The following is a 25,593-nucleotide window of genomic DNA, read 5'->3' as shown; positions in this document are numbered from 1 at the left end:
TGGTGCGCGGGAACCGGATCCCGTGAAGGGTGGCCTCAGATCGCCGCGCGGCCGCCGTCCACCGAGAGCGTGGCGCCGTGGATGTTCGAGGCGTCGTCGCTCACGAGGAAGACCACGGCCTTGGCCACCTCCTCCGGCGTGCTGGGCCGCCGTGACGGGATCCGGGCGAGCATGGGTGCGAGGTGCTCCTCCATCGCCGCCACCTTCTCGGTGAACGTGGGGCCGGGGGCCACGGTGTTGACCCGGACGCCGGAGGGCCCGTACTCGTCGGCCCAGGACTTGGTCAGCGAGTGCATCGCCGCCTTGGTGGTGCTGTAGAGGGCCGAGCCGCCGGTGCCGGACAGGCCGGCGATCGAGCCCAGGTTGACGACGGCACCCGCGCCCCGGGCCGCCATGGCGGGGGCGAGGAGGCCGGTGAGCAGGAAGGCGGCCTTGACGTTGACCGCCAGCGCCCGGTCGATGACGTCCTCGCCGACCTCGGCCGTCGGGGCCGGTACGAGCAGCATGGCCGCGTTGTTGACCAGGATGTCGAGATGGCCGCCGGCGAGCTCGGTGGCGGTCGCGGCCAGCTCGCGTACGGCCGCCGCCCCGAGGGACAGGTCGGCCCGGGCGAACCCGGCGCGGCCGCCGGACTCGGTGATGGCGGCCACGACCTTCTCGCCGCGGGCGGTGTCGCGGCCGCTGACCACGACGTAGGCGCCCTCGGCGGCCAGGGCGCGGGCTATGGCGACGCCGATCCCGTCGGTCGAGCCGGTGACGAGGGCGGTGCGGTTGTGCAGGCGTGCGCTCACGGTGGTGCTTCTTTCAGGTGTCCCGGTACGTGCGCGGCTCATGCTGCCTGTGGCAAAATGGACTGGCAAGTCCAGAAAAAGAGGAATGTATGAGCACTTTGACCGCGAAGGGCGCCGCGACGCGGCAACGGATCATCGAGGGAACGGCCGCCGAGATCCGTGAGAACGGGCTGCTCGACCTCACCCTCGACGACGTCCGTGCCCGCACGCGCACCAGCCGCAGCCAGCTCTTCCACTACTTCCCCGGCGGCAAGGACGAGCTGCTGCTGGCCGTGGCCCGCCTTGAGGCCGCCCGCGTGCTGGCCGACCAGCAGCCGCAACTCGGCGATCTCACGTCCTGGGCGGCCTGGCAGGCCTGGCGTGACCGGGTCGTCGAACGCTACCGCAACCAGGGCCGGCACTGCCCGCTGAACGTCGTGATGTCCCAGATCAGCAGGACCACGCCGGGCGCGCAGGCGGTGGTGGCCGAGCTGATCCACCAGTGGCAGGCCGAGCTGGCCGCGGGCGTGCGGCACATGCAGGCCGCCGGCGAGATCGACCCGGCCCTGGACCCGGACCACGCCGCGGCGGCCCTGCTCGCCGGGGTCCAGGGCGGCGTGCTGATCCTGCTGTCCACCGGCCGCATCACCTACCTCGAAGCCGCCCTGGACACCGGCCTGCAGCAGCTGCGCGACAGCCGGCCCCGCGCCTAGCCGCCCGGCGAGCGGCGTCAGGGGCGGCCGGGCGCGGGGGTTCGGCTCACCGTTCCGCGGCAGCGCTCCTCAGCGCCACCGGCCTGGGCCGGTCGCAGGTGCTGGGGACGTCCAGCGCCTTGCCGGAGTGCGCGGAGGCGAGCAGCGACTCCATGACGTCGAGCACGTGGAAGGCCAGCGACCCGCCCGCCCGGGGCTCCCGCTCCGAGACGAAGTCGATCAGGCCCACGCCGCGGCCCGCCTCGGCGTACCCGGCCGACACCGGCAGCGTGCGCCAGTCCTGATCGCCCAGGCGCGACAGCAGGACGGGCCCGTCGAAGTGGTTGGGGTCGGGCACGATGAGCGAGCCCTGCTCACCGTGCACCTCGATGTTGGCCGCCTTGGTGGCCACCGCGTCGAAACTCATCACCAGCGTGGACAGAGCGCCGGAGTCGTGCACGAGCACGCCGGTCACGTGGGTGTCGACGGTGACCGGGATGTCCTCGCCCCGGCGGGGGCCGGAGCCGATCGTGCGCTTGGCCCGCGTGCGGCTGGCCGCCCCGATCACCGACGCCACCGGCCCGAGCAGCGTCACCAGGCTGGTGACGTAGTACGGGCCCATGTCCAGGAGCGGTCCGCCGCCCGGGACGTAGTAGAAGTCGGGATGGGGATGCCAGCGCTCGTGGCCGGGCGTCATCATCGTCGCCGTGGCCGCCACCGGCCGGCCGATCAGGCCGTCGTCGATCGCCATGCGGGCGGTCTGCGTGCCGGTGCCCAGCACGGTGTCGGGCGCGCAACCCACCCGCACGCCGGCGGCCTCGGCCGCCTCCAGCACCCGCCGCGCGTCGGCGCCGGTCGCGGCGAGGGGCTTCTCGCAGTAGACGTCCTTGCCCGCCGCGATCGCCATCAGGGCGACCTCGGCGTGCGCGGCCGGGACGGTGAGGTTGAGCACGGCGTCAACCCGCGCGTCCGCCATCAGCTCCGCCACGCCCAGCACGTCCACCCCCGGGTACGGCCGCACCGCCTCCCGTGCCCGGTCGAGGTCCAGGTCGGCCACCGCCACCAGCCTCACCTGCGGCAGCCGGTCGATGGTCTGCAAGTACTGGGCCGAGATGGCCCCGCAACCGACGATGCCGAGGTTCAGCGGCTGGCCCACAACATTCCCCTCTCGATGATCGTGCGCACACTGTCGTTCTCCAGGACGTCCAGGCTGTGCCCCGGGGTCGCGACGAAGATCCGCCCCTTGCCCCACCGCCTGGTCCAGATCGCCGGCGAGGTCACCTCCCGGTGCCAGGGATCCCACGGGCGCACCTTCTGGGTCGTGGTCGCCAGCACGTCGTTGTAGTCGTCGGCCAGCACCCAGTACTGCTCGGTGACGAGGTCGAAGTCGCCGATCCCCTCGGTGATGGGGTGCGCAACCGCCTCGGGCGACATGTTGACGGTGTACGGGACGAAGTTGTGCCGCTCGGTGCCCGCGTCCTCGTCGTCCGGGTGCTTGCCGGGGTGGCAGGCGAACTGCCCGCCGATGAGGTGCAGGTAGTCGGAGGAGTTGCGGTAGGAGTCGGCGATGCCGCCGTGCCAGCCCGCCATGCCCGTGCCGGCCTCGATCGCCGCCCGCAGGCCCTTGAGCTCGTCCTGCTCGATCGTGCCCATCGTGTAGCACTGCACGATGAGATCGACTCCGGACATGTACGCGGGGTCCGCGTAGGGCGCCGGGCTGTCCGCCAGCCGCACCTCGAACCCGTTCTTTTCGAGGAAGGGTACGAAGAGGTCGGTGGCCGCCACCGGGACATGCCCTTCCCAGCCGCCCCGCACCACGAGAACCGTACGCCTGTGCTCGCCCGCCATGCATTTGCCAATCGCTCGATGGACCATAAATCGGCCGTGCGCCGCGAAAGCGGCACACTTCGCCAATTGTGTCTGAGTCCGGCGGAAAACTCCCGTCGAATTTTTGACCATTCTGATCCGTCGGCCGACCGGCCGGTCAGTCCGGCAGGCGAGGCACGGCGGCGACCAGGTCACGCGTGTACGGATGCCGGGGACGGCTGAACACCTCGTCCACGTTTCCGTCCTCCAAGACCCGGCCGTCCTTCATGACCAGCACGCGGTCGGCCAGGTGGTGGACGACGCCGAGATCATGGGAGATGAACACCATCGCGGTGCCGTACTCGTGCCGGAGCTCGGCCAGCAGGTCCAGCACCTGGGCCTGGATCGAGACGTCCAGCGCGGAGACGGGCTCGTCGCACACCAGCACGCCGGGCCGGGGGCCGAGGGCGCGGGCGATGGCGATCCGCTGCAGCTGGCCACCGGACAGCTCGCGGGATGGCGGGCGGCCACCTCCGGCGGCAGGCCGACACGGGCCAGCAACTCCAGCACCCGGGCACGCCGCTCGTCCCGCGGCAACCGCCACCGCAACGGCTCGGCGGCCTCGGCGCCGCATCCGGTCACCGCGAGGGCGACGAGGAGCGCGGCGGAGGCGTGGGTGAGGCGGTTCACGGGCGGTTCCAGGCTTCTGCGAGCAGCTCGTACGAGCGCACGCGGTCGTCGTGGTCGTGGGTGATGGTGGTGACCAGCAGCTCGTCGGCCCCGGTCACCCGGCGCAGCACCCGCAGCCGCTCGGTGACCTGCTCCGGCGTGCCGACGAAGGCCGGCCGCTGGTAGAGGTCGCGGGCGTAGCCCCACAAGTACTCGAACCCGGACAGGTCCCACTCGCTGATGAGGTGGTCGCGGTTGTACTCCGAGTCGAACCTGGCCAGCGTCACCCACAGCCGCACGTCCGCCTCGGTCACCGTGTCCCCGGTCAGGAACCGCTGCCCCGCCAGCCGCTCGTCCAGCCACTCCAGCGCGGACAGGACCCGCCGGCGCTCGTCCGCGCGCTCCTTGCCGGTGGCGGCGCGGGCCACGCGGGAGACGCCGGTGTTGACGTCGTGGTAGAGCCAGGCGTTCAGCTTGTTGATCTCCGGGCGCAGCGGCTCCGGGTAGAGGTCGGCGGCGGTGGTCGCCCATTCCTCGAACTGGGTGGCCAGGTCGATGGTGATGTCGGGGAAGTTGTTGCTGACGATCCGGCCCTGGCGCCGGTCCCAGAGCACGGGCACCGAGATGTGGCCCGGGTAGCGGTTCTCGGTGGCGTCGTACGCCTGCTCCAGCAGCGTGAACCCGTTGACCGGGTCGGCTCCCCGGCGCTGCCGGAAGGCCCAGCCGCGGCCGTCGCGCCGTCGTCCACGTACGAGAGCGAGATCACCTCCTCCAGCCCCTTGAGCTTGCGGATGATCGCGACGCGCTGGGCGTACGGGCAGACCCAAGCGGCGTAGAGGTGGTAGCGGCCGGGCTCGGCGCGGTAGCCGCTGGATCCGTCGGCGGTGATCCGGTCCTGGAAGAGGTGGACCGGGCGGGTCCAGCCCGCCGACAGGTGCAGGCGGCCGGGGCCGTACTGGCCGTAGGAGACATGGTCGACGGGACTCGCGTAGATCGGAGTGCCGGTGGTCACGGTCACGCTCAACTCCGGAATGATCAGTCTTCGGGGTGGGGCAGGAACCGGCCGAAGCGGCCCTGGTGGTAGAGGAGGGGGCGGCCGGTGCTGTGCAGGTCCACCTCGGCAACCAGCCCGACGACCAGCACGTGGTCGCCGACCTCGGCCGTCTCGTACGGCAGGCAGACCAGGTGGGCGGAGACGTCCTGCAGCAGCGGCGCGCCGAGCGGCCCCGGCCGCCAGCAGGTGGGCGGGGCGAACCGGTCGACCCCCTTGGCGGCGAACCTGGCGGCCACCTCGGCCTGGTCGCTGGCCAGGATGTTGACCGCGAAGTGGTCGGCGGTGCGCAGCCAGGGCCAGGTCGTCGAGGACTGGTCGACGTAGAAGGAGACGAGGGGCGGTTCGAGGCTGACCGAGGAGAACGACGTGGCCGTCAGGCCGACGGGGATGCCGTCGTTCTGCGCGGTGATCACCACGACGCCGCTGGCGTGCACGGCGAGCGCCCGCCGGAACGGCTCGGCGGCGACGGCGCGGCCGGGCATGGTGTCCGTCATGCCCGGCCCCTCCTGTCGGAGTCGCGGCGGGAGGACGGCGGGACGGACCTGGTTGAGATCACGGGAGGTTCCTCACGAAGGAAGGCATGCTCGCGCGGCGCCCTGAGGTGGCACGAGCGCGGTCGGGGAGTTCGTCAGCGGAGGCGTGGGCTGCGTCGGCCACGCCGGAGCACGAGGGTGGAGGCGGCGGGCGGGGCCACGCCGCGGCTACTGGTCCGTGATCAACGACACTGGGCGGTGGTGACGTGGCCGTAGTCCACGTGCGGGCGCCCGGTCAGGAGGAAGCCCTGGCTCATGTCATCGACGCTAAGCCGGAATACCGGATAAGTCAATATTTCCTACTGGTTTTGAAGGAAATAGCGATGCGAGAAAAGGGTTTCCCAACAGCTGGCTGTAGAGTGTCATATACCATTGCGTGCGGACGAAAGGCACCAGCTCATTGGCCACCCCTTCAGAGCGGGCGGCGAAGCCGGCCACGATCCGGGACGTCGCGGCGGCCGCGGCCGTCTCCATCGGCACCGCCTCCAAGGCGCTGAACGGCCGCGGCCGGCTGCGGGACGAGACCCGCGACCGGGTGCTCGCCGCCGCCGAACGCCTCGGCTTCCGCCCCAACCCTCTGGCCCAGGGGCTGCTCGCGGGCCGCACCTACACCGTCGGCCTCGTCACCGGCGACAGCTACGGGCGCTTCAGCATCCCGGTGATGCTGGGCGCCGAGGACGCCCTGGGCTCCGGGCAGATCTCGGTGTTCCTCTGCGACACCCGGGACGACCCCATCAGGGAGCGCCACTACGTGGACCGCCTGCTGGCCCGGCGCGTCGAGGGCGTCATCGTCACCGGCCGGCGCACCGAGCCGCGCCCCAGCATCGGCCGCGACCTGCCCGTCCCGGTCGTCTACGCGATGACCAGGTCCGCCGACGAGTCGGACATCTCGATCATCCCCGACGACGAGGGCGGCGGCGCCCTGGCCACCCGGCACCTCCTGGCGACCGGCCGCACCCGCATCGGGCACGTCACCGGCCCCGAGCGGTTCCAGGCCGCCCGCGACCGGGCGCGCGGGCTGAGCACGGCCCTGGCGCAGGCCGGTCTGGAACCGGCCGGCGAGCTGCTGTTCGGCCAGTGGAGCGAGGAGTGGGGCCGCCAGGCCGCCGACATCCTCCTGCACGCGGCCCCCGACGTGGACGCGGTCTTCTGCGGCAGCGACCAGATCGCCCGCGGCGTCGCCGAGACGCTGCGGGAGGCGGGCCGGCGGGTGCCCGACGACGTGGCGCTCGTCGGGTTCGACAACTGGGAGCCGATGGCCCTCGGCTGCCGCCCGCCCCTGACCACCGTGGACATGAACCTCGGCGAGATCGGCCGCCTCGCCGCCCGCCACCTCCTCGACGCCATCGCCGGCCGGCCGGCCCCCGGAGGGGTGCTGACCGTCCCCGCCACCCTCGTACCCCGAGCCTCCACCCGCCGCAGCACCTGACCGCCCCACCTCGACGCAGCCCCTCAGTGCCGCGCGCATCGAGCCGGGGCGCGCGGCACCTGGGCGTCCCTACGGTGTGCGCCGGATCTCACCCCACCGTGATGCTGCAGTCCTTCGCCGGCGGGGTGCCGCGCCGGTCTCCCCTTGCACCTCGCCGTGCCCTCCCACCGGTCGCGAGTCCAGGTGCGCGTGGGCCGGGCCGACGAAACAGCGGTCATTCCCTTATGACGGCCGATCGGCCGACATGCCGGCCATCCGGTCCACGGGAGGCTCCGCCCCGGCTTCCGAGGTGGACGACGGCTGCTGTTTCGACGGTGGTCGCCTGTGCAGCAGGAGAGCGGTCAGGCCGCCCGCGACCAGGCCCCAGAACGCCGCGCCGATGCTCAGGATCGTCATCCCCGACGCGGTGACCACGAAAGTGACCACCGCCGCCTCCCGCCCCTCCGGCTCGGTCACGGCGCCGGCCAGCGACGAGCCGAGCGCCGGCAGCAACGCGAGGCCGGCCACCGCGATGACCAGCACGGGTGGGGACAGCAGCACCAGAGCCATGGCCAGGCCGGCGCCGAGGCCGAGCGCCAGCTGCCCCGCGCCGAGGGCCACCGTCGCGATCCACCGGCGGCCGGGGTCAGGGTGGGTGTCCGGGCCCGCGGTCAGCGCGGCGGTGATCGCCGCCAGGTTGACGGCGTGACCGCCGAACGGCGCCGCCGCCGCGCTCGCCAGGCCGGTCGCGACGAGGACCGGGCGCAGGGGCGGCATGTACCCGTATGTCGCCATGACCGCCATACCGGGGACGTTCTGCGCGGCCATCGTGACGAGGAACAGCGGGATGGCGATGCTCACCACGACGGACAGGTTCAGCGTCGGGGTGGTCAACTCGACCGCGGGCCTCAGCGCCGCGCCGGACAGGCCGTTGCCGGGCTCGTGCACCGCGATGGCGATGATGGCTACGACGAGCGCGCCGGGTACGGCCCACTGCCGCAGGTACCGCTGCAGCACCGCCCAGGTCAGGACGACGGGCACGGCCAGCAGCGGGATGTCGACGACGGCGCGGATCGGGGCGGTGCACAGGCTGAGGATGACGCCCGCCAGCATGGCACCGGCGATCGGGCGCGGGATGGCGGCGATCGCCCGGGCCGGCCAGGGCGACAGGCCGGCGAGGACGATGAGCCCGGCGCAGACGACGAACGCGCCGACCGCGGCGGGGAAGCCGCCGGGCACGGGACCGGTCGCCACCAGCAGTGCCGCGCCGGGGGTGGACCAGGCGATGCTGATCGGCATGCGGTATCGCAGCCCGAGGAAGACCGCCGCCACCCCGACGCCGCAGCAGAGGGCGAGCAGCCCGGACGCAGCCTGCCCCGGCGTCGCCCCGACGGCACGCAACCCGGCGAGCACGACGGTGAACGAACTGGCGTAGCCGACCACCGCGCTGATCAGCCCCGCCATGACGGCCTGCACGCGCACGCCCGCTCCTCAGCTTCGCCAGATCACCGATCGTTCCGTTTACGGAACGTACCATAGCCACGCCGCCGCCAGGGAACAAGCCCGTCGGCGGAATGCGATGATTGCCGCGTGGACGGCGGTGACATGAACATCGGGAGCCGGCTGCGGCGATTGCGGGAGGCCCGCGGCATCTCCCTGTCGGCGCTGGCCCGCAGCGCCGGCATCGGTAAGGCCACCCTGTCCGGTCTGGAGCTGGGCACCCGCAATCCGACGCTGGAGACGCTCTACGCGGTGGCGGGAGCCTTGGGCGTACCGTTGACGGCCCTGGTGCTGGAGCCCGGCGCGCCGCCCGCGGAGGCCGTCCACGTGCCGGGCGCCGCCGTGACGGCCACACTGCTGGAGGTCTTCGAGGAGCCGACCGCGACGTTCGAGTTGCTGCGCGTGCGCGTCCGCCCCGGCGTCGTGCAACACTCGCCACCCCACGCCCCCGGCGTGACCGAACACGTGACGGTCCACGCGGGCGTGCTGCGTGCCGGCCCGGCCGACGCCCCCATGCTCGCCGCGCCGGGCGAGCACATCTCCTGGCAGGCCGACGTCCCCCACACCTACAGCACGGTCGGCCCAGACGAAGTGCTGGCCATCCTGCTGATCCGCTCCCCCCGGCAGACCTGAGCCACCGGCTCCACCCCGCACCCGACGTCGCTTGACGGTCCGGCGCAGGGGGCAAACCCGGACCAGGCAAAGGATCTTGACGGGCGAGGCAAAGATCCCCTTGGCTCGGTGGCGAGCGGCCGGATCGGCGCGAGGGGCGAATCTAGACTCGGGCCGGTGAACCCATCGACAACACCTGGCAGGCGCCACACGGAGCCGTCACAATGATCACTTTTGTCATCTTCGCACTCGCGGCCGTCTGCGCCGTGGAGGCCGTGCTGGGCCTGGCGCTGCTCGTCTGGGCCGTCGTGGAGGTCAGCGTCTTCCTGCGCCGGCATCCGGGCGGCGCGGCCGGTGGCGTGCGCGAGCTGGCGACGGGAGCGCGGCGGATCTGGCCCCTGCTGCCCGGGCTCGCCAAGGCCTCGTCACAGATTGCCGGCCGACGCGTCCTGCGCAGCCGGTCGGGCCGGTGGGTCCTTCGGCGGGTCGGCCGGGGGTCTGCCGGAGGGGCCTCTGCGAGCGCGGTCGCGCGTGTCCGGCGGGCTGCTCCAGGATCGCCTGGCCGCAGAACCGGCGGGCTGGCCCCGGGCCGGCTTCGCCCGGCGCGGCGGGAGCGCCTTCGCGGATGAGATGCCCCGGATGCCGGTATTGCCGCAGATCACGTGCCGTGCGCGTGTATCGGGTCGCCGGGCGGGCAAGGATTCGCGTGACGGATGGACCCGCTGGCGAAAGGTGGCGGTCGACGTGCTGCCGGGCTTCCGGTTGGAATGGCCGATCACGGACGATCTCGCCGCTCTGCGGGTGGGCGTCCGCGCTTTCGGCACCGGTGCCGGCCTGGCCGGCAAGCGGCTGACGGATCTGGTGATCGCGGCGAGCGAGGCCGCCGGCAAGGTGCTGGACCACGGCGAAGGCGGCACTTTGATCGCCTGGAGCGACCCGGGCGGGGTCAGCCTGGAGTTCGTGGACGTTACCGGCGCGTTGACGATGGCGTATTGGACCGTCGACGCCGACCCGGCCCTGCTCGCCGGCCGGGAAGTCGGCTTCTGGCTGCTGCGGCAGCTGTGTGACGAGATCAGTCTCGACGACAGCGACGGCACCACGCGGTTGCACCTGCGCTTCCACCACCGAGCCCGGCACAACGGCGACCATCGCGTGACGGCCGGCCGGCGCAACCCGCCGCCGGCTTACTGAGGCGGGCTGCGCCGCCGAGCCGTTGCGGCCAGGATCTCGCGGTGGCCACCGCGGTTTGCCGGAGCTCTGGAGTTCCGGGCCGCCTTTTCATCCTGCCCCGGTGGATCCGGGGAGGAACGCGGCGGCGGCGCTGGACAGGAGCGGCCCGACGATCACCAGGCCCGTTTGCAAGTCGGTCATGACGTTGTGGTCGACCTCCAGGACCTGCTCCAGTTTCGCGCGTTCCTCGGTCCGGCTGAGCACTGTCGCGGCGTCGTCGGCGTCCCCGAGGGGCAGCAGGTCGTCGCACAGACGGGTGGCGGCCTCCCGCAGCGCGGCGCGGGCCGGCACGTACGCCAGGGCTACCAGCAGCGATCCGGTGCCGCCGAAGATCAGCACGACCCCTGGTGACGACAACGGGGCGGGAGAGGCGCCGAGCGCGAGCGTCGCCAGCGCTACCAGCGAGCCGACGGCGCCCAGCAGCCGCCGGAGCAGCCGCCGGGAGGCGACCAGCGTGGCCACCCGCGTGCCTGGTCCGCCCTCCGGTGCCTCGGCCGACCGGAGGATGCCCAACATCGTCACCGTGGCCGGAAGGGCGCCCACACACGCGATCGTCGAGAGCCCCCAGCCCCGCCAGCCTGCACGGGCGCTCGGGGACAGGACCAGAGCCGGCACGAGCAGCAGCACGGCCAGCAGGAGCAGGGCGCCCAGCGGGCGGAGCAACTCGCGGACACGCATGGAGCGCAGGGCCGTCAGATCTTTCCAGCGCTGGACGCCATAGGCGAAGACGGAGCCGGAGGCGACGGTGAGCGCCAAGGCGAGAGACGCCCACACCTCCCACCGCGGAGCCGCCTTGTTGGCGGACGTGAGCACGATCGCCAAGCCGAGTGCGAGCGCCGTCACGATGGCGACCGGTCGGAGCACGGGTTCCACCACCCCCCGCCACGGGGTCAGAGCCGGACGGTGATCATGTCAGATGCCCCGGCCGGTGTCCATCCTGCCCATCCGCGCCTCTGCGTTGGACGGCTCGGCGTCGCTGGAGCGGACGGCCGGCCGGACGATCTCCCGGTTCGCGGGCCCGGTGAGGGTATTTCCTTCTCAAACGGGAGGCTCCTGTCAGTTCTTGATGCCGGTGAGCGTGACGCCCTCGATGAAGTAGCGCTGCAGGAAGAAGAACAGGGCGATGATCGGGGCGATGACGGCGGCGGAGGCGGCCATCAGGTAACCCCACTGGGTGAGGTAGATGCTCTGGAACGAGGCCAGGCCCAGGGAGAGGGTGTACTTCTCCTCGTCGTTGAGGTAGAGCAGCGGCCCGAGGAAGTCGTTCCAGGTCCCGATGAACGTGAAGATCGTCACCACCACGATCGCGGGCTTCGACAGCGGCATGACGATCGTCCAGAAGACCCGCCAGGGCGAGGCGCCGTCGATGTAGGCGGCCTCGTCCAGCTCGAACGGGATCGTCAGGAAGAACTGCCGCAGCAGGAAGACGTTGAACACCCCGCCGCCCGCCCCGGCGAACCAGCTCGGCACGGTGAGCGGCAGGTAGGTGTCCAGCGCGCCCAGCTCCTGCCACATGACGAAGGTCGGGATCAGCGTCACCGCGTACGGCAGCATCACCCCGCTCAGCAGCACCGCGAACGCCACGTTGCGGCCGCGCCAGCGCAGGCGGGAGAAGCTGAAGGCGGCCACCGAGCAGGTCAGCACCGTCCCCAGCACGCTGATCACCGCGATGATCACCGTGTTGACGAAGTACAGCCAGAACGGCTGGGCGGTGAGCGCCTCGGTGAAGTTCGACCACTGGAACGGCGAGGGGATCCACTCGGGCGGCGCGACGAACATCTGGGCGTCCTGCATGAGCGCGCTGCGCACCAGCCACACGAACGGCAGCAGCGTCGGCACCGCCCCGGCGACCAGCGCCACGTAGAGCAGCACCTTGCCGTACCTGCGCCCTCCGCGCAGTCCGGCGGTGGGGGCGACGCGACCGGCACGCGGGCTCCGGGGCGGCGCCTCGACGGCGGTCATCGGGCACCTGCCATCTCGTAGTAGACCCAGCGGCGGGCATTCCTGAACAGCAGGAACGTGATCACCACAATGATCATGAAGAGCACCCAGGCGAGCGCGCTGGCGTAACCCATTTCGCTCTCCTTGAACGCGATCCGGAACAGGTAGTAGACGTAGAAGAGCGTGGCGTTGTTGGGGCCGCCCTCGGTCATCACGTACGCCTGGTTGAACACCTGGAAGGTGCCGACCACGCCGACGACCAGGTTGTAGAAGATGGTCGGCGTCATCATCGGCAGCGTCACGTGCCAGAAGCGCCGCCACGGGCCGCCCCCGTCGATCGAGACCGCCTCGTACAGGTGCCGCGGCACCCCCTGCAGACCCGCCAGGAAGATCACCATGGTGTTGCCGAAGCCCCAGGTGCTCATGACGATCAGCGAGGGGATGGCCATCGCCTCGTCGTAGATCCACTGCCCGGTCGGCAGGCCGGCCTGGCGCAGCAGCGAGTTGAGCAGCCCGAAGTCCGGGTTGAAGATCCAGATCCACAGGACCACGTTCGCGATCGCGGGCACGAGCGTGGGCAGGTAGAAGATGGTCCGCCAGATCGGCAGGCCGCGTACCTTCTGGTTGAGCAGCATGGCGACCGCGAACGACACGATCAGCACCAGCGGCACCGCGCCGAGCGTGTAGTACGTGGTGGCGCTGAGCGACTTCCAGAACAGCTCGTCCCCGGCCAGCTCGGTGTAGTTGCCGAGCCCGACGAACGCCGGCGTGCCGCCCACCTGCCAGTCCGTCAGGCTGAACGCGAGCGAGGCGACCATGGGCCCCGCCGTGAAGATCACGAATCCGAGGAGGGCCGGCAGCGCCATGAGCAGGCCCCAGCGCCGCTCCATGCGGCGCTGGCCCGACATGCCGGCCATGTCACGGCTCCTGGGTGTGCTGCCAGCCCTGCAGCATGCCGGTGATCTTGGGGGCGATCGCCTTGAGGGTCTCGGCGGCGGGCTTCTTGCCGGACTCGATCTCCTGCAGCGCCGGGGTCAGCACGTCGCTGGAGATCGCGGACAGGTTCTTGACCCGGTTGCGCAGGTCGGGCACGCCGTGGTCGCGGGCGTAGTCGACGACCGCCGTCCGGAACTCCGGCGGGTGGCCGTCGTTCTTCGTCCAGGAGTCGATGGCGGCCTGGTCCTCGTAGTACTTGCGCTCCTGGGGCATCCACAGGCCCTGCTTGTACAGGTCCACGTATTGCGGGTCGATGTGGAAGGCGAACAGCTCGACCGCCTCCTCCACGTGCTTGGTGCCGCTGAACACCGAGGACGCGCCCGCCACCTGCGAGGTGGTGAACGGCTCGGCGTACTTGGGCAGCACGCCGATGCCGTAGTCGACCTTGCTCTCGTTCATGTCGAGCAGCGCCCAGTGGCCGTCCACGACCATCGCCACCCGCTTGGTCTTGAGCAGGATGTTCGTCCCCGGCACGTCGTCGCCGGTCGCGGCGAGCTGGCCGGGGCCGGGGGCGACGCGGTGCTTGTAGATCAGGTCCTGCAGGTTCTGGAACACCTGGATCGCCTCGGGGCTGTCCAGCAGGCACTTCTTGCCGGCCTCGTCGGCGAAGTCGGCGCCGTTGCTGCGCAGGAAGCCGTACCAGGCGGCGGCGTAGGTGACGCTGATCGAGATGCCGAACTGGCGGACCTGCTTGGGGTCGAAGCCGGACTCGTCCGGGTGCTTGCCGTTCTGGTCGACGGTCAGCTTGTAGGCGTTCTCCACCAGCTGGTCCCACGACCAGGCCGAGGAGGCCACGGCGGGCGGCGGGGCGACACCCGCCTGCGCGACGGCCGACTTGCTGTACCACAGCAGCTCGATCTCGTTGGCGGTGGCCACGCCGTGCAGCTTGTCCGGCCCGTACCAGAGGTAGGCGTCCGGCAGGTAGCCGGCCAGCTGCGGATATTTCTGCAGGTACGGGAACAGGTTGACCAGGTTGCCCTGCTCGGCCAGGCGGAAGGACATCGACATCGGCACGTAGCCGAGATCCGGCGTCTTGCCGCCGGCCACCAGGCTGTTGAGCTTGACGTCGTACTCGTCGGGGGTGAAGACCGGCTTCACCTTGACGCCCTGCTTCTTCTGCTCGAAGGCCTTGAGCATCTTCTCGATGGCGGCCTTCTCGAACGTCGAGCCCCAGTACATGAACTGCAGCTCGGTGGCGCCCGCCGCGCCCGTGCCGCCCCCCGAGCCGCAGGCCGCCGCGGCCGCGCCCAGGGCGGCCAGGCCGCCCATCCTCAACAGGTCTCTTCTCTTCATGGTGCGTGTTCCTTACGCGAGGGGTGTCCAGACCCGCATCACGCCGCCGTCGCGGTTGTCCCACTGGTAGTAGGGAACGGCCGTGACGGTGACGGGGGTGCGGGCCTGGAGGTCGGTGGGGGCAGTGGTGTTCTGCGGGGTGTTCTGCGGGGTGTACGGCAGGCCCTCGGGGGGCGCGGGCGGCAACTGGACGGCGTCCGCCTCGATCAGCACGGTCCTGCCGAGGCCGGGCAGGTCGCGCCGCACGGCGCGCAGCCGGGTGTCCGGGACCAGCGCCAGGTCCTCCAGGTCGGCGGTCTGGTCGATCTGCTCGAAGCAGTAGACGAGCGGGCCGCGCTCGATCGCGGCGCACCCCCGGAGCGCGTCGATCCTGCGGTGCGGCAGGACGAGGCGGGGCGTCAGGTCCAGGTCGAGGGTGAAGGTGTCGCCCGGCTTCCAGGCGCGGCGCAGCTCGGCGTACCCGTCGGCGTTCGGGGTGAGCTCGCCGGGCGCGCTCCAGGCGGGTACGCGCAGCTTGAGCGTCCACTCGCCGCCCGGGGTGTCGCGGACCGTGAACCGTACGCGGCCGTCCCACGGGTAGTCCGTCTCGACGGCGAGGGTGATGCCGCCGGCCCGGATCGTGCCCGGCACGTACTGGTGCACCGACAGGCCCTCGTCGTCGGTGGTGGCGACGTAGTGGCCGAGCGAGGAGACCAGGCGCATGATGTTCGGCGGGCAGCAGGCGCAGGCGAACCACTCCCGGCGCCGGCCCAGGTAGGCATCCTCGAACAGGTCGGCGCGGCGCTGCAGCGGGTTGACGTAGAAGAAGCGGGTGCCCCCGGCGGAGGTGGAGGCGGCGAAGGCGTTGTAGAGGGTGCGCTCGATCAGGTCGGCGTAGCGGCCGTGGCCGGTGGCCAGCAGCAACCGCCAGTTCCAGTGGACGGCGGCGATGGCGGCGCAGCTCTCGTTGTAGGAGCGGTCGGGCGGCAGCTCGTAGCGCTCGCCGAACGCCTCCCCGTCGTGGCGCGAGCCGTGCCCGCCGGTGATGGAGGTCTTGGTGGCGACCAGATCCTCCCACCGGCGGATCGAGCAGGCCAGCAGCTCCTCGTCCCCGGTCTCGACGGCGACGTCCACGACGCCGGCCTCCAGGTAGAGCTGGCGCACGGCGTGCCCGACCGCGGTGTCGGCCTCGCGTACGGGCAGGTGGTCCTGGGCGTAGAGCGGCCCCATGCCGCTGTCGGCGATCAGGCCCCTGCCCCGGTTGTCGATCAGCTTGCTCGCCAGCTCCAGGTAGGGCCGCTCCCCGGTGAGCCGGTACAGCTCGACCAGCGCCGTCTCCACCTCGGCGTGCCCGTCGATGCCGTCGTCGCCCCCGATGAGGAACCGCTCGACCAGCAGGTCGGCGAACCGCCGCGCGACGGTCAGCAGCTCCTCGCCGCACCCGGCGCGAGCCGCGGCCACGGCCGCCTGGAAGAGGTGGCCGGCGCAGTACATCTCGTGGCTGTACTCCAGCTCGGCGAAGACCTTGTCCGGCTTGACCATCTGGTAGTGCGAGTTCAGGTAGCCGTCGGGGCGCTGCGCGCGGGCCAGCAGCGCGGCCGACTCGGCGACGAAGGCGGGATAGGCGTCGTCGGGGAGCCGGCTGTGCTCCCAGGCGACCGCCTCCAGCTGCTTGTACAGGTCGGAGTCCTGGAACCGGTACCCCTGGAAGGACCCGCCGCCCTCCCCCGCCGCCAGCCTCAGGTTGGGCACCGCGCCCGACTTCTCCATCTGTTCGAGGCCGAGCGGGATGCTCGCCTCCCGGTTGATCGCCTGCCAGCGACCGAACGGACCTCCCTCGATCTCGACGTCGTCGATGCCCAGTGGCCGTTGAACGCCGGTGGAGGGTGCCAGCGGGCCGCGGACGCGGTCCCTGAGGTCAGACATCGTGCTCCCTGAAAACTGGGAATAGGTTTTCCTGGCCCGCAATGTAAGATGTGATACAGCACTAGTCAATAGATCCGCGTATGCGGTGCACTCGCGGGAAAACGGTTGCCCCTCCTTGCTCCCGCAGGACCGGGACGGGTGCAACCGGATTGGCCGAAAACCTTTCATCGTTATCAGAACGTTGCCAGTTGCTGCAAGCCATGAAAGGCCCTTGACAGACCTCCAGCCGGTGAGCTTTGCTCCGAAAACCTTTCATTTTTTTCGCTCCGGTGGCCCAGGAGGGCCGCCGCGCACCCCCGGGAGAAAGGTTTCCGCCATGGGACGACTGGCCGTCGTGGCCGCCTTACTCGTGTCCTTCCTCGTCGCCGGGCCGCCACCGCCCGCGCACGCCGCCCCGACCGCCACGGTCGTGGACCTGTTCGGCAGGACCGTCAACGCCTACGGCGTCAAGCTGGTGGACTGGCAGGGCTACCTCGCCAACCCCTACGTCGAGCTCACCGTCCGGCCGCCGGCCGACGTGCGCTTCCCCGTCACCATCGACCTCAAGGCCGAGGGCACGTCCCGGCTGATGATGGACCTGCCCAGCCAGCTCACGGCCACGGGCGCGACCAAGACGCTGACGTTCGCGAACGCGTCGGAGCAGAAGGTCTTCCGGCTCGCCATCCACTCCAAGCGCGGCCCCGGGGCCGACGAGCAGCACACGCTGCGGCTGTCGATCAGGGACGCGGGCGGGGCGACGTACCAGCAGTCCATGCCCATCTTCGTGCAGCAGGACGAGAAGACGGCGCTGCAGCCGTCGCTCCCGATCGCCTTCGACTACCGCTACGACACCATCACCGGCTACTTCAACGACACCGGCGTGCGCACCGCCGCCGAGGAGGCGGTCAAGGACTGGTTCCGGTTCTTCGACATGCAGCCCTTCGACACCGTGGCAGCCGGCGCCGAGCCCAACCACCTGCCGGGCAACGACTGGCAGAACACCATCAACGTCACGAACAACACCGCCTACAACGGCATGTACGTCTTCTTCCGCGGCATCCAGACCCCGTACTCGACCGGCTACCCCGCCGCCAACGGCCGCTACAGCACCCGGGGCGGCCAGCAGCTCCCGGGCCCGCTGCACCGCTCCACGGCGATGATCCTCGAGTACGACGAGGCGAACAAGCAGCTGTTCACCTCACTGGCCGACGAGGACTGGTACCGGACGGAGATCCAGGGCTCGGTGCTCGACGTGCACGGCCTGGTCATGCACGAGTACGGCCACTCCGTCGCCTTCCACAGCGACTGGGCCGGGATGCGCTCCTACGTCCAGGGCGGCGGCAACGACCCCGACGTCGTGGAGTACCAGGGCCGCGCGGTGCCGCTGGACAGCAGCTACCACATCCCGGGCGACCAGCCCAACTGGGACCGTCTCAGCGGCCAGAGCGGCGGCTGGACCCACCTGTTCCCCACCCGCAGGTGGATGCTGACCAAGCTGGCCCTGCTGGTGGCCGAGAACGCGGGCTGGAAGCTCAACCGCAACCTCACCCCGTTCCTCAAGCCGTCCATCACCACCACCTCGCTGCCCCAGGCCACGCCGGGCACCGCCTACCAGCACACGCTGGCCGCCAGGGGCGGCGTGCCGTTCTACGACTGGCAGGTCACCGGCGGCGCGCTGCCCGCCGGGCTGAGCCTCGACCGCTTCACCGGCGCCATCACCGGCACCCCGACCGCGGCCGGCTCCGCCACCTTCACCGTCCAGCTCCGCGACTACGACCGGCTCAGCGCCCCGGTGACCAGGACCTTCACCCTCAATGTCGGCGGCGGCCCGGCCGCCAACCTGGCCACCGGCGCCACGCCGTCGGCCTCCTACACCTCGCCCTGGGAGAGCGCCGCGGCGCTCAACGACGGCATCGACCCGCCGTCGTCCAACGACACGGTCAACCGCCGCTGGGGCACGTGGCCGCAGACGGGCACGCAGTGGGCCGAGCTGACCTGGCCGTCTGCGCAGACGCTGCGCTCGGCCGAGGTGTACTTCTTCGACGACAACGGCGGCGTGCGGCTGCCGGCCTCGTGGAAGCTGCAGTACTGGAACGGCACCGCGTACGCGGACATCCCCGGCACCTACCCGACCGCGGTCAACGCCTACAACCGGGTGACGTTCGGCGCGGTCAGCACGACCCGGCTCAGGGCGGTCCTGCAGAGCGGCTCGGGGTCGGTCGGGCTGCTGGAGGTGAAGGCGTACTCATGAGCCTCCTGAGCCTCCTGGGCCCTCAGCCGAAGGCCGAGGCGGGCAGCGGGATGGCGGGGAACGGGTTGTCGGGCAGGAGCACGACCCGGCGCGGGTCGGCGGACTGCCCGGCGGCGTCCAGGTGGAGCAGGGCGGCGCCGATGCCGGCCGCGCCCACCATGTAGCCGGTGTCGGCCGTCACCTCGCCCGGACGCAGCCGCCGGTAGGCCTGGTACCAGCGGTAGCCCCGGCCGTTGTGGTCGGTGGCGCGGCCGATCAGGTCGGCGGCGAGCGTGCGGGCGTACTGGAGGTGGGACTCGTCGCCGGTCGCGGCCCAGAGGCCGACGAACAGCTCGATCACACCGGCCGTGCCGCAGCACTGACAGGCGACGTTCCAGTAACCCTCGGTACGGCGCCGCGGCACCCCGCTGCGCACGATGCCGTGGGCCAGCCGCTCCGCCCACTCCAGGTCGCCCGGGTCGCCGCCGACCCGGTGCAGCTCGTAGAACATCCGGGCCACACCCGCCGATCCGGAGCAGAACCCGAGGTAGTGCAGGCCGCGGGCGTGCGGCACGTGGTGCGGCACCACCGCGCACGCCCCGGTCACGACGCTGACCTCGCGGACGAAGGCGGCGCCGCTGCGTGCGGCGTGCAGGAAGCGCTCCTCGCCCGTCACGCCGTACAGGCGGGCGAGGAGGAACGCGGTGCCGGACGTGCCGGCCAGGAAGCCGGGCGTGACGGCGTCGACCGGCAGGTCCGCGCAGTCGCCGAAGCGGTGCCCCGGCACCGGCAGCCGGGCGATGCGCAGGCCCGCCTCGACCGCCGCCGCCTCGTACGCGGGCACGCCGAGGTGCGTGGCGGCCCGCAGCAGCCCGAGGATGATGCCGCCCTCGCCGCGCTGCGCCGGATCCCGCGACCACTGCACCCCGTCGCCCTGGGCGCGGCCCCGGCTCACGATCAGGTCGGCGATCGCCGCCGCCTCGCCCTCGAACTCCGCCTCGCCGAGCGTCCAGCCCGCCTCCATGAGAGCGATCATCACGCCGGTCAGCCCGTGGTAGAGGGACAGGTCGTCCTGCTCGCGCCAGGTGGCGGCGAGCCGGCGGGCGCCGGCCCGGGCGTCGTCGAGGTACGCGTCATGTCCCGTGGCGGCGGCCAGCTCCAGGAAGAACAGCACGATGCCGGCCGCCCCGGAGTAGAGGGACCAAGGTTCGGGGGTGACCGCCGACGCGCCGCGCGAGTCGGGATTGGCCAGCCACCGCCGTCCGCGCTCGTCGTCGATCGCGGCCGATCGGATCCACCTGCCGGCCAGGATGGCGGCGGTCAGCGGGGAGTCGGCACGGGCGCTGGACGCGCGCGTCTCTTCCAGGCTCATGGCCCTATTTTCCCATAACTTCAGTAGGAATACTCGGAAAAACCAGGATGCCGCGCATCGGCGAGCCGGTCCCGGCGGTCGATGACCGGCGCGTCGCCCTCACAACTGTCCCACAGCGCTCACCGCCTCGGCGAACCCGCGCACCCCCGGGTGCGGGGCGCCCGTAGTCACGATGCTCCTCCCCGCCCGGCCGCCGCTCAAGTCGCGTCACGAGGATTTCTCCCGCCGTCCGTCCTGGGTCACGCCGAGCGCCCGCAGGAGTTCGGCCCGGGTCTCGGCGGGGCTCGCGCCCGCGTCGAGCCGCTGCTCGGCCGCGATCCTGCCGTCGTCGAGCACGAGCACGCGGTCGGCCAGCGCGATCGCCTCGTCCACGTCGTGGGTCACCAGGAGCACGGCCGGGCGGTGTTGCTCGAACAGGCGGCGCAGCAGGCCGTGCATCCTGAGCCTGGTCAGGGCGTCAAGGGCGCCGAAGGGCTCGTCGGCCAGGAGCAGGCGGGGCTCGCGTACGAGGGAGCGCGCCAGCGCCACCCGCTGCTGCTCGCCCCCGGACAGCTCGTTCGGCCAGGCCCGCTCCCGCCCCGCGAGCCCCACCTCCGCCAGGCTCTCCCGGCCGCGCCGCTCCGCCCCGGGCAGGCCGAGGATCACGTTGGGCAGCACCCGCTGCCAGGGCAGCAGCCTGGCGTCCTGGAAGACCACCGACACCCCGCCGGGAACCTCGACCGTCCCGGCGCCCGCCACGTCGCCGTCCAGCCCGGCCAGCGCCCGCAGCAGGGTGCTCTTGCCCGAGCCGCTGCGCCCGAGCAGCGCCACGAACTCGCCGGGCGCCAGCTCCAGGTCCAGACCGTCGAGCACGGTACGGTCTCCGTAAACGCGGGTCAGGCCCTGGACGCGGGTCAGCTCGCCAACGTCCGTCGCCACGACAGCGCCCTCCTCTCCACGAGCCGGACGGCGGCGTCGGAGAACAGCCCGAGCAGGCCGTACAGCACGATGCCGACGAGGATCACGTCGGTCTGCCCGTACGTGCGCGCCAGGTCCATCATGTAGCCGATGCCGCTGGTGGAGTTGATGAGCTCGGCCACGACCAGGAACAGCCAGGCCGTCGTGACCGCGAACCTCAGCCCGAGCAGGAAGCCCGGCAGCGCCCCCGGCAGCACCACCTTCCCGATGAACGCGGCGCGCCCGAGATCGACCGTCTCGGCCAGCTCCACGTAGCGGCTGTCGATGCTGCGCAGGCCGTTGTGCGTGTGGATGTAGATCGGCACGAGCACGCCCACGGCGATGACGGTGACCTTCATGACCTCGCCGATGCCCAGCCAGAGGATCAGCAGCGGCATCAGGGCCAGCGACGGGACGGCCCGCTTGATCTGGACGGGTCCGTCGATGACCGCCTCGCCCCAGCGACTGAGGCCGGAGACGAGGGCGAGCGCCAGGCCGAGCGGCACGCCGATGGCCAGGCCGAGCGCGACCCTGCCCACCGAGGTCAGCAGGTTGTCCGGCAGGCGGCCGGTGCCGGTCAGCTCGGCGGCGGTGGTGACCACGGTCCAGGGGGCGGACAGGAAGCGGGGGTCGAGCAGGCCGGTGGCCGAGGCGGCCGTCCAGAGGGCGAGCAGCAGGAGCGGGCCGAGGAGGAAGCCGAGCTTGATCGGGCGGCCCGGTCTGAGGCGGCGGCGGGTGCGTACGCGGGCGGGGGTCGCGGGACGGGCGTCGAGCAGCGTCATCGGGCATCACCCTTCGCGGGCCGGTGGTGCAGCGGCGGCGTCACTGGGCGCCGTCCTTGATCGCCTCCGCGCCCACGGCCTGGTAGCGCAGGTCGTACAGGTCCTCGGCCTGCAGCGGCGGGTTCCCGGTCTCGGCGGCCAGGATGTCGATGGTCTCCTGGTGCCGGGCGATGGCCTGCGACCAGTCGGCCGGGATGTCGGGCTCGCCGGCCAGGTCGACGAGGTACTGCCCGTCGGCGGCGGTGAGGCCCTGGTCCTTGACGTAGTAGCCCTCGATCCACTCCTTGGGGTGCTCGTGGACCCAGCGTGCGGCGCGGGCCCAGGCCGCGGCGTACTCGCGGATGGCGGCGGCCTTGGCCGGGTCGCGGAGCGTGGCGGTGCGGACGTAGAGGTGACCGGGGTCGTCGCGCAGCCCGTGGCGGATGGTCGTGGCGCCGTCCCGGCCGAACTTGGCGGTGTAGCGCTTGATGTTGACGCCGCCGATCGGCGCCACGTCCACCTGCTTGGAGGCCAGCGCGTTGGGGTAGACGTCGCCGGTGCTCGGCAGCTCGACGAAGGTGACGTCGTCCTTGGTGAGCCCGGCCTTCTCGAGCACCTTGAGCACCAGCGCGCCCTGGGCCTGGCCCGGGCTGTAGGCGATCTTCTTGCCGCGCAGGTCGGCCAGGGTCCGCACGCTCACGCCCGGGGCGATGCCGAGCTCGTACGTGGGGTGCTCGATCGGGTCCTTGCGGAACTTGGACGCGACGATCTTCACGGGCAGGCCGGTCCAGGTGGCGTGGATGGCCGGGATCTCGGCGACCGCGCCGACGTCCAGCGCATCGGCCCGGAACGCCTCGCTGGTCTGCGGGCCGCCGCTGAGGTTGGCCCACTCGACGGTGAACGAGAACGTGTCGATCTCGCCGGAGAGCTGGAGCGCGACCTTGGTCTGGGGATCTCCGACGATCAGCTTGGTGCCCTTGGGCACGGCGGTGGGCAGCGGCGCGTCGGCCGCCAGACCACCCTCGGTCGCGCTCTCGCCGGGCCGGGCGGCGCAGGCGGTCACGGCCAGCAGGGCGAGCACGGCGAGTGCCGCTCTCTTCGGGGTCTTGGAGGGAGGAGGCATGTGGCTCGTCCTCTGGTCGTCGCGGGGACCCGGGCTCATGACCTCGAAGTTACGAGCCCCGCGCGACTAAGTCAACATTTCCTACCAGATATACATGATTTACTGCTGGATAGGCTGTGGCGATGCTCAACGTGGTGGAGTGGACCCGGCTGGAGCCGTGGAGGGTCGCCCGTGCCCGCACCGACCGCGACGAGCCGGTGATCGTCAAGTGGATGGGGCCCCACGCCGCCGCGACGCACAGCGAGGGGTGGCGGCTGCGTACGGAGGTGGCGGCGCTCAGGTTCCTGGCGGAGGATCTCGGGGTGTGCCTGGCCCCGCGCGTGCTGGCCGAGGATCTGCCGGGCGGGCGGATGGTCTTGGAGGACCTCGCTCCCCGTACGGCGCTGGACGGGCTGCTGCGCCGCGACGGGGCGGGGGCGCACGCGGAGCGGCTGGCCGCGTTCGCCCGGATCCGCGGTGAGCTGGGCGCGCTCACCGCCGGTCACGCGGAGACGTACTACCGGCGCCGGAGCCTGGTCGGGCCGGTCGACCCGGCCGCCGACCGGCTCGGCCGTGTCCACAGGCTGGAGCGGGTGCCGCACGCCGAGGAGCTGGGGGTTCCGATCAGCGGCGGGGTGGCGCGGGAGCTGGGGCTGGCGCGGGCGGAGCTGGCGGATCCGGGGCCGTTCCTCGTGCTCAGCAACGGCGATCCGGAGGCGAACAACGTGCTGGTGCACGGGAGCGGGCCGGCCGACGCGCGGCTGATCGACTTCGAGTTCGCCGGCTTCACCCACGCCCTGCACGACGCGGTCTGCCTGCACGTGCCGGGCCCGGCCTGGCTGTCGGTCCAGCCGCCGGGTGAGGTCTACCGGCGGGCGCTGGCGGCCGGGGTTCCGGCGGCGGAGGACGAGCGGCGCTACGGCCTGGGGCTGGCGGCGGCGTGCGTGTCGTGGGCGCTGGCCCGTCTGACGCGCCTGCCGGCGCTGGACGCCCGCCCGGCGGGAGACGACAGCCGGGCGCAGCTGGTCGCGACCCTGGAGGCCGCCGCCGGCACCGCCGACGACCACCGGTCCCTGCCCCGGCTGGCCGACCTGTGCCGCCGGCTGGCCGCGGCCCTGCGCCGGCGCTGGCCCGACGCGGACCTCGACTTCACCGCGCTGCCCCCGTACGCGCCGCGCCGCCGCTAGTCACTCGGCCGCCGGTGGGACGTTCCCCCAGTACTCGTGCAGCGCGCTGATCCGTTCCCCGCGCACCCGCACGATGGCCGTCGTCCCCGTGGAAGCTCGCCCATTCCGCGATCGCCCGCCGCCCCGCCGCGCCCTCGTGCCGGCCGCGCCACTGGCCTTCGGGGAACCAGAAGGAGAAGCGCGTGGTCAGGACGGCCAGGAACGGCTCCCACTCGCCGGTGCGCCACCCGTGGTCGAACCGTCCATGGCCCGGTCGGCCACCCGGCGCACGCCCCAGGAGACCGCGTCCGACGAGGCACGCGCCGGGACGGCCAGCAGGGCCGGGCCCGCCAGGCCGCCCGCGGCGGCGACGCCGAACAGGGCCCGCCGCGACCCCGGAGACGAAGGCTCGCTCATCAGGATGTCCTCTCTGTTGATCAGGTGGCGCCATTAGAGCAAGCCCGGCCGAAAAGCCGTGTAATGGTCTTGGGGGCGGTGGTGAGGCCCCGGATCAGCCGGCGTGGAGGCGATGGAAGTCGGCCAGGCTCTGGCGGTAGAAGGCCAGGTCGCTCTCCAGCTTCGCCCTGGTGAAGCGGCCCGGGTCGGCGTCGCGGGCCGACCTGCCCATCTCCGTCCAGAACGCCTCCGGGGGCAGCTCGGCGGCGCCCTCCGGGAGGAACTTCAGCGCCTCGGCCGTGGCGTCGGCGGCGAAGCCCCAGTCCGTGGCGACGGCGTCGAACCGCTCGGGGTCCGACGGGTCGGCCGCGTAGAACAGCCCTCCCTCCAGGGCCCTGCTCGCGTACGTGGCGCCGACCAGGACCCACTGGCCGGGGTCGAGCAGCTCCGACAGGCCAGTGCCGAACGTGGCGCCCTCGTGCTTGGCCGCGTCCTCGGCCTCGTACGGGACGAGCACCTCGACGCCGCCGGCGCGCACCAGCCAGCCGTCCCGCTCATCCGTCACCTCCGCCCGCTCCGAGCCGCCGGAGGCGGTCAGGTCGAGGTGGACGTACGCCTCCACGAGGGAGCGGGCCAGGCCGCGCTCAGGCATGCCGCGCCGCCAGGTCCCGGTAGGTGTCGCGGACGATCAGCAGCCGGTCGAGCTGGAACCTGCCCGGCTCGGCCGCCCGCACCTCCTGCCCCCGCTGCGACCAGAACCCGTCGTCGGGCACCTCGTCCGCGCCCGGCGGGATGAACTTGACGACCTCCTCGACGGCCGCGCTCGCCACCGCCAGCGTGCGGCGGGCCTCGGCCTCGTCGTCCACCGGCACGTTGCCCGCCGTGAGATCGGCCACCCACAGCCACTCCCCCGCGTCGAGGAGCTGCGACGGCTCACCGCCCCCGAACGTCGGGTAGCCCGCGGGCATCACCGGGCGCTCCGGCAACCCGAACAGGTATTCGCGCGGGCTGCCGCACTCCCCGCAGGTGCCGGCGTAGCGGTTGGCCAGCGCACCCTCGACGCTGACCAGGCCGCTGTCCCAGGTCGTGTCGACCGAGCCGCACGCGCACGGGTGCAGGTCGAGGTAGAGATGCGCCTCATCCCTCGTCCGTGCTACCGCGAAGGTCATAACCGTCCTCTCCTCGGGGCTTCCTATCATGCCCGCCCGTCCTGCCCGCTCGCCTTGCCCGCCCGTCCTGCCC

General features: G+C 72.0%; 25 protein-coding genes and 2 pseudogenes. 7 read left to right on the top strand and 20 right to left on the bottom strand.

Annotation, left to right across the window (positions count from 1 at the left end):
* Window positions 1-35: 35 nt before the first annotated feature.
* Window positions 36-791: a glucose 1-dehydrogenase gene (locus tag AB0J69_RS26840; RefSeq protein ID WP_364122512.1), complete on the bottom strand. Its 756-nt coding sequence runs from the start codon at window positions 789-791 to the stop codon at window positions 36-38.
* 89 nt (window positions 792-880) lie between these two features.
* On the opposite strand from AB0J69_RS26840, the gene AB0J69_RS26835 reads away from it, so the two are divergent.
* Window positions 881-1,483 (top strand): TetR/AcrR family transcriptional regulator, encoded by a 603-nt coding sequence (locus AB0J69_RS26835; RefSeq protein ID WP_364122510.1) that lies wholly within the window; start codon window positions 881-883, stop codon window positions 1,481-1,483.
* A 46-nt stretch (window positions 1,484-1,529) separates the two neighbouring features.
* Here the strand turns inward: AB0J69_RS26835 and AB0J69_RS26830 are convergent, their stop codons facing one another.
* From AB0J69_RS26830 to AB0J69_RS26805, 6 genes and pseudogenes are all read right to left on the bottom strand, one after another.
* Window positions 1,530-2,618: a Gfo/Idh/MocA family oxidoreductase gene (locus AB0J69_RS26830; protein WP_364122508.1), complete on the bottom strand. Its 1,089-nt coding sequence runs from the start codon at window positions 2,616-2,618 to the stop codon at window positions 1,530-1,532.
* The gene (locus AB0J69_RS26825) at window positions 2,603-3,310 is read right to left on the bottom strand and encodes a ThuA domain-containing protein (RefSeq protein WP_364122506.1); all 708 of its coding nucleotides are present in this window, start codon (window positions 3,308-3,310) and stop codon (window positions 2,603-2,605) included. Before AB0J69_RS26825 ends, AB0J69_RS26830 begins: the two co-directional genes overlap by 16 nt.
* Window positions 3,311-3,446: 136 nt before the next feature.
* Window positions 3,447-3,710, bottom strand: coding sequence for an ABC transporter ATP-binding protein (locus AB0J69_RS26820; RefSeq protein WP_364122634.1), 264 nt, complete (start codon window positions 3,708-3,710; stop codon window positions 3,447-3,449).
* A 24-nt stretch (window positions 3,711-3,734) separates the two neighbouring features.
* Window positions 3,735-3,902 (bottom strand): annotated as a pseudogene (locus tag AB0J69_RS26815) (hypothetical protein); the annotation flags it as partial.
* A 52-nt stretch (window positions 3,903-3,954) separates the two neighbouring features.
* Window positions 3,955-4,955: pseudogene (locus tag AB0J69_RS26810) on the bottom strand (glutathione S-transferase C-terminal domain-containing protein).
* A gap of 17 nt (window positions 4,956-4,972) precedes the next feature.
* Window positions 4,973-5,485 carry a flavin reductase family protein gene (locus AB0J69_RS26805; RefSeq protein WP_364122504.1) on the bottom strand — a complete coding sequence of 171 codons (513 nt, stop codon included), beginning with the start codon at window positions 5,483-5,485 and terminating at the stop codon, window positions 4,973-4,975.
* A gap of 415 nt (window positions 5,486-5,900) precedes the next feature.
* Here AB0J69_RS26805 and AB0J69_RS26800 point away from each other — a divergent pair, with 415 nt between their 5' ends.
* Window positions 5,901-6,953, top strand: coding sequence for a LacI family DNA-binding transcriptional regulator (locus tag AB0J69_RS26800; RefSeq protein ID WP_364122502.1), 1,053 nt, complete (start codon window positions 5,901-5,903; stop codon window positions 6,951-6,953).
* 222 nt (window positions 6,954-7,175) lie between these two features.
* On the opposite strand, the gene AB0J69_RS26795 is transcribed toward AB0J69_RS26800, so the two are convergent.
* Window positions 7,176-8,414, bottom strand: coding sequence for a benzoate/H(+) symporter BenE family transporter (locus AB0J69_RS26795; RefSeq protein ID WP_364122500.1), 1,239 nt, complete (start codon window positions 8,412-8,414; stop codon window positions 7,176-7,178).
* Window positions 8,415-8,522: 108 nt separating this feature from the next.
* On the opposite strand from AB0J69_RS26795, the gene AB0J69_RS26790 reads away from it, so the two are divergent.
* The 3 genes from AB0J69_RS26790 to AB0J69_RS26780 all read left to right on the top strand — a co-directional run bounded on the left by AB0J69_RS26790 (window position 8,523) and on the right by AB0J69_RS26780 (window position 10,235).
* Window positions 8,523-9,065: an XRE family transcriptional regulator gene (locus AB0J69_RS26790; RefSeq protein WP_364122498.1), complete on the top strand. Its 543-nt coding sequence runs from the start codon at window positions 8,523-8,525 to the stop codon at window positions 9,063-9,065.
* Window positions 9,066-9,268: 203 nt separating this feature from the next.
* On the top strand, window positions 9,269-9,673 hold the full coding sequence (locus AB0J69_RS26785; RefSeq protein WP_364122496.1) for a hypothetical protein: 405 nt from the start codon (window positions 9,269-9,271) through the stop codon (window positions 9,671-9,673).
* A gap of 103 nt (window positions 9,674-9,776) precedes the next feature.
* The gene (locus tag AB0J69_RS26780) at window positions 9,777-10,235 is read left to right on the top strand and encodes an ATP-binding protein (protein ID WP_364122494.1); all 459 of its coding nucleotides are present in this window, start codon (window positions 9,777-9,779) and stop codon (window positions 10,233-10,235) included.
* 87 nt (window positions 10,236-10,322) lie between these two features.
* On the opposite strand, the gene AB0J69_RS26775 is transcribed toward AB0J69_RS26780, so the two are convergent.
* The 5 genes from AB0J69_RS26775 to AB0J69_RS26755 form a co-directional block, all read right to left on the bottom strand.
* Window positions 10,323-11,138, bottom strand: a complete 816-nt coding sequence (locus AB0J69_RS26775) for a hypothetical protein (RefSeq protein ID WP_364122492.1) — start codon at window positions 11,136-11,138, stop codon at window positions 10,323-10,325.
* Window positions 11,139-11,330: 192 nt separating this feature from the next.
* The gene (locus AB0J69_RS26770) at window positions 11,331-12,236 is read right to left on the bottom strand and encodes a carbohydrate ABC transporter permease (RefSeq protein ID WP_364122490.1); all 906 of its coding nucleotides are present in this window, start codon (window positions 12,234-12,236) and stop codon (window positions 11,331-11,333) included.
* Complete coding sequence (locus AB0J69_RS26765) at window positions 12,233-13,132, bottom strand: sugar ABC transporter permease (RefSeq protein WP_364122488.1); 900 nt, start codon at window positions 13,130-13,132, stop codon at window positions 12,233-12,235. The genes AB0J69_RS26770 and AB0J69_RS26765 overlap by 4 nt, the downstream gene beginning before the upstream one ends.
* A 1-nt stretch (window position 13,133) precedes the next feature.
* Entirely contained in the window at window positions 13,134-14,504 is a 1,371-nt protein-coding gene (locus AB0J69_RS26760) for a sugar ABC transporter substrate-binding protein (RefSeq protein WP_364122486.1), read from the bottom strand.
* 12 nt (window positions 14,505-14,516) lie between these two features.
* On the bottom strand, window positions 14,517-16,409 hold the full coding sequence (locus AB0J69_RS26755; protein ID WP_364122484.1) for a beta-L-arabinofuranosidase domain-containing protein: 1,893 nt from the start codon (window positions 16,407-16,409) through the stop codon (window positions 14,517-14,519).
* Between the two features lie 316 nt (window positions 16,410-16,725).
* On the opposite strand from AB0J69_RS26755, the gene AB0J69_RS26750 reads away from it, so the two are divergent.
* Window positions 16,726-18,639: an Ig domain-containing protein gene (locus AB0J69_RS26750; RefSeq protein ID WP_364122482.1), complete on the top strand. Its 1,914-nt coding sequence runs from the start codon at window positions 16,726-16,728 to the stop codon at window positions 18,637-18,639.
* A gap of 22 nt (window positions 18,640-18,661) precedes the next feature.
* On the opposite strand, the gene AB0J69_RS26745 is transcribed toward AB0J69_RS26750, so the two are convergent.
* The 4 genes from AB0J69_RS26745 to AB0J69_RS26730 all read right to left on the bottom strand — a co-directional run bounded on the left by AB0J69_RS26745 (window position 18,662) and on the right by AB0J69_RS26730 (window position 22,810).
* Complete coding sequence (locus AB0J69_RS26745) at window positions 18,662-19,990, bottom strand: lanthionine synthetase LanC family protein (protein WP_364122480.1); 1,329 nt, start codon at window positions 19,988-19,990, stop codon at window positions 18,662-18,664.
* 207 nt (window positions 19,991-20,197) lie between these two features.
* Window positions 20,198-20,908 (bottom strand): ABC transporter ATP-binding protein, encoded by a 711-nt coding sequence (locus AB0J69_RS26740; protein ID WP_364122478.1) that lies wholly within the window; start codon window positions 20,906-20,908, stop codon window positions 20,198-20,200.
* Entirely contained in the window at window positions 20,884-21,708 is an 825-nt protein-coding gene (locus tag AB0J69_RS26735; protein ID WP_364122476.1) for an ABC transporter permease, read from the bottom strand. Before AB0J69_RS26735 ends, AB0J69_RS26740 begins: the two co-directional genes overlap by 25 nt.
* A gap of 40 nt (window positions 21,709-21,748) precedes the next feature.
* The gene (locus AB0J69_RS26730) at window positions 21,749-22,810 is read right to left on the bottom strand and encodes an ABC transporter substrate-binding protein (protein WP_364122474.1); all 1,062 of its coding nucleotides are present in this window, start codon (window positions 22,808-22,810) and stop codon (window positions 21,749-21,751) included.
* Between the two features lie 122 nt (window positions 22,811-22,932).
* Here AB0J69_RS26730 and AB0J69_RS26725 point away from each other — a divergent pair, with 122 nt between their 5' ends.
* Complete coding sequence (locus AB0J69_RS26725; protein ID WP_364122472.1) at window positions 22,933-23,976, top strand: hypothetical protein; 1,044 nt, start codon at window positions 22,933-22,935, stop codon at window positions 23,974-23,976.
* Between the two features lie 186 nt (window positions 23,977-24,162).
* Here the strand turns inward: AB0J69_RS26725 and AB0J69_RS26720 are convergent, their stop codons facing one another.
* From AB0J69_RS26720 to AB0J69_RS26710, 3 genes are all read right to left on the bottom strand, one after another.
* Window positions 24,163-24,372 carry a hypothetical protein gene (locus AB0J69_RS26720; protein ID WP_364122470.1) on the bottom strand — a complete coding sequence of 70 codons (210 nt, stop codon included), beginning with the start codon at window positions 24,370-24,372 and terminating at the stop codon, window positions 24,163-24,165.
* Between the two features lie 94 nt (window positions 24,373-24,466).
* Entirely contained in the window at window positions 24,467-25,003 is a 537-nt protein-coding gene (locus tag AB0J69_RS26715; protein WP_364122468.1) for a hypothetical protein, read from the bottom strand.
* A complete protein-coding gene (locus AB0J69_RS26710; protein WP_364122466.1) occupies window positions 24,996-25,520 on the bottom strand; it encodes a hypothetical protein in 525 nt (174 codons plus the stop codon). The genes AB0J69_RS26715 and AB0J69_RS26710 overlap by 8 nt, the downstream gene beginning before the upstream one ends.
* Window positions 25,521-25,593 lie beyond the last annotated feature (73 nt).

Origin of the sequence: Nonomuraea sp. NPDC049709 (assembly GCF_040674815.1) — a bacterium.
Taxonomy (GTDB): Bacteria; Actinomycetota; Actinomycetes; order Streptosporangiales; family Streptosporangiaceae; genus Nonomuraea.
This window is presented reverse-complemented; position numbering and strand designations above follow the sequence as displayed.

What these genes read in the sequence shown, in the direction of transcription:
- AB0J69_RS26835 (WP_364122510.1), top strand. Translation starts at nt 881, where the DNA reads ATGAGCACTTTGACCGCGAAGGGCGCCGCGACGCGGCAACGGATCATC.
- AB0J69_RS26825 (WP_364122506.1), bottom strand. Translation starts at nt 3,310, where the DNA reads ATGGCGGGCGAGCACAGGCGTACGGTTCTCGTGGTGCGGGGCGGCTGG.
- AB0J69_RS26805 (WP_364122504.1), bottom strand. Translation starts at nt 5,485, where the DNA reads ATGACGGACACCATGCCCGGCCGCGCCGTCGCCGCCGAGCCGTTCCGG.
- AB0J69_RS26785 (WP_364122496.1), top strand. Translation starts at nt 9,269, where the DNA reads ATGATCACTTTTGTCATCTTCGCACTCGCGGCCGTCTGCGCCGTGGAG.
- AB0J69_RS26770 (WP_364122490.1), bottom strand. Translation starts at nt 12,236, where the DNA reads ATGACCGCCGTCGAGGCGCCGCCCCGGAGCCCGCGTGCCGGTCGCGTC.
- AB0J69_RS26765 (WP_364122488.1), bottom strand. Translation starts at nt 13,132, where the DNA reads ATGGCCGGCATGTCGGGCCAGCGCCGCATGGAGCGGCGCTGGGGCCTG.
- AB0J69_RS26760 (WP_364122486.1), bottom strand. Translation starts at nt 14,504, where the DNA reads ATGAAGAGAAGAGACCTGTTGAGGATGGGCGGCCTGGCCGCCCTGGGC.
- AB0J69_RS26755 (WP_364122484.1), bottom strand. Translation starts at nt 16,409, where the DNA reads ATGTCTGACCTCAGGGACCGCGTCCGCGGCCCGCTGGCACCCTCCACC.
- AB0J69_RS26750 (WP_364122482.1), top strand. Translation starts at nt 16,726, where the DNA reads ATGGGACGACTGGCCGTCGTGGCCGCCTTACTCGTGTCCTTCCTCGTC.
- AB0J69_RS26745 (WP_364122480.1), bottom strand. Translation starts at nt 19,990, where the DNA reads ATGAGCCTGGAAGAGACGCGCGCGTCCAGCGCCCGTGCCGACTCCCCG.
- AB0J69_RS26735 (WP_364122476.1), bottom strand. Translation starts at nt 21,708, where the DNA reads ATGACGCTGCTCGACGCCCGTCCCGCGACCCCCGCCCGCGTACGCACC.
- AB0J69_RS26730 (WP_364122474.1), bottom strand. Translation starts at nt 22,810, where the DNA reads ATGCCTCCTCCCTCCAAGACCCCGAAGAGAGCGGCACTCGCCGTGCTC.
- AB0J69_RS26725 (WP_364122472.1), top strand. Translation starts at nt 22,933, where the DNA reads ATGCTCAACGTGGTGGAGTGGACCCGGCTGGAGCCGTGGAGGGTCGCC.
- AB0J69_RS26720 (WP_364122470.1), bottom strand. Translation starts at nt 24,372, where the DNA reads ATGAGCGAGCCTTCGTCTCCGGGGTCGCGGCGGGCCCTGTTCGGCGTC.
- AB0J69_RS26715 (WP_364122468.1), bottom strand. Translation starts at nt 25,003, where the DNA reads ATGCCTGAGCGCGGCCTGGCCCGCTCCCTCGTGGAGGCGTACGTCCAC.
- AB0J69_RS26710 (WP_364122466.1), bottom strand. Translation starts at nt 25,520, where the DNA reads ATGACCTTCGCGGTAGCACGGACGAGGGATGAGGCGCATCTCTACCTC.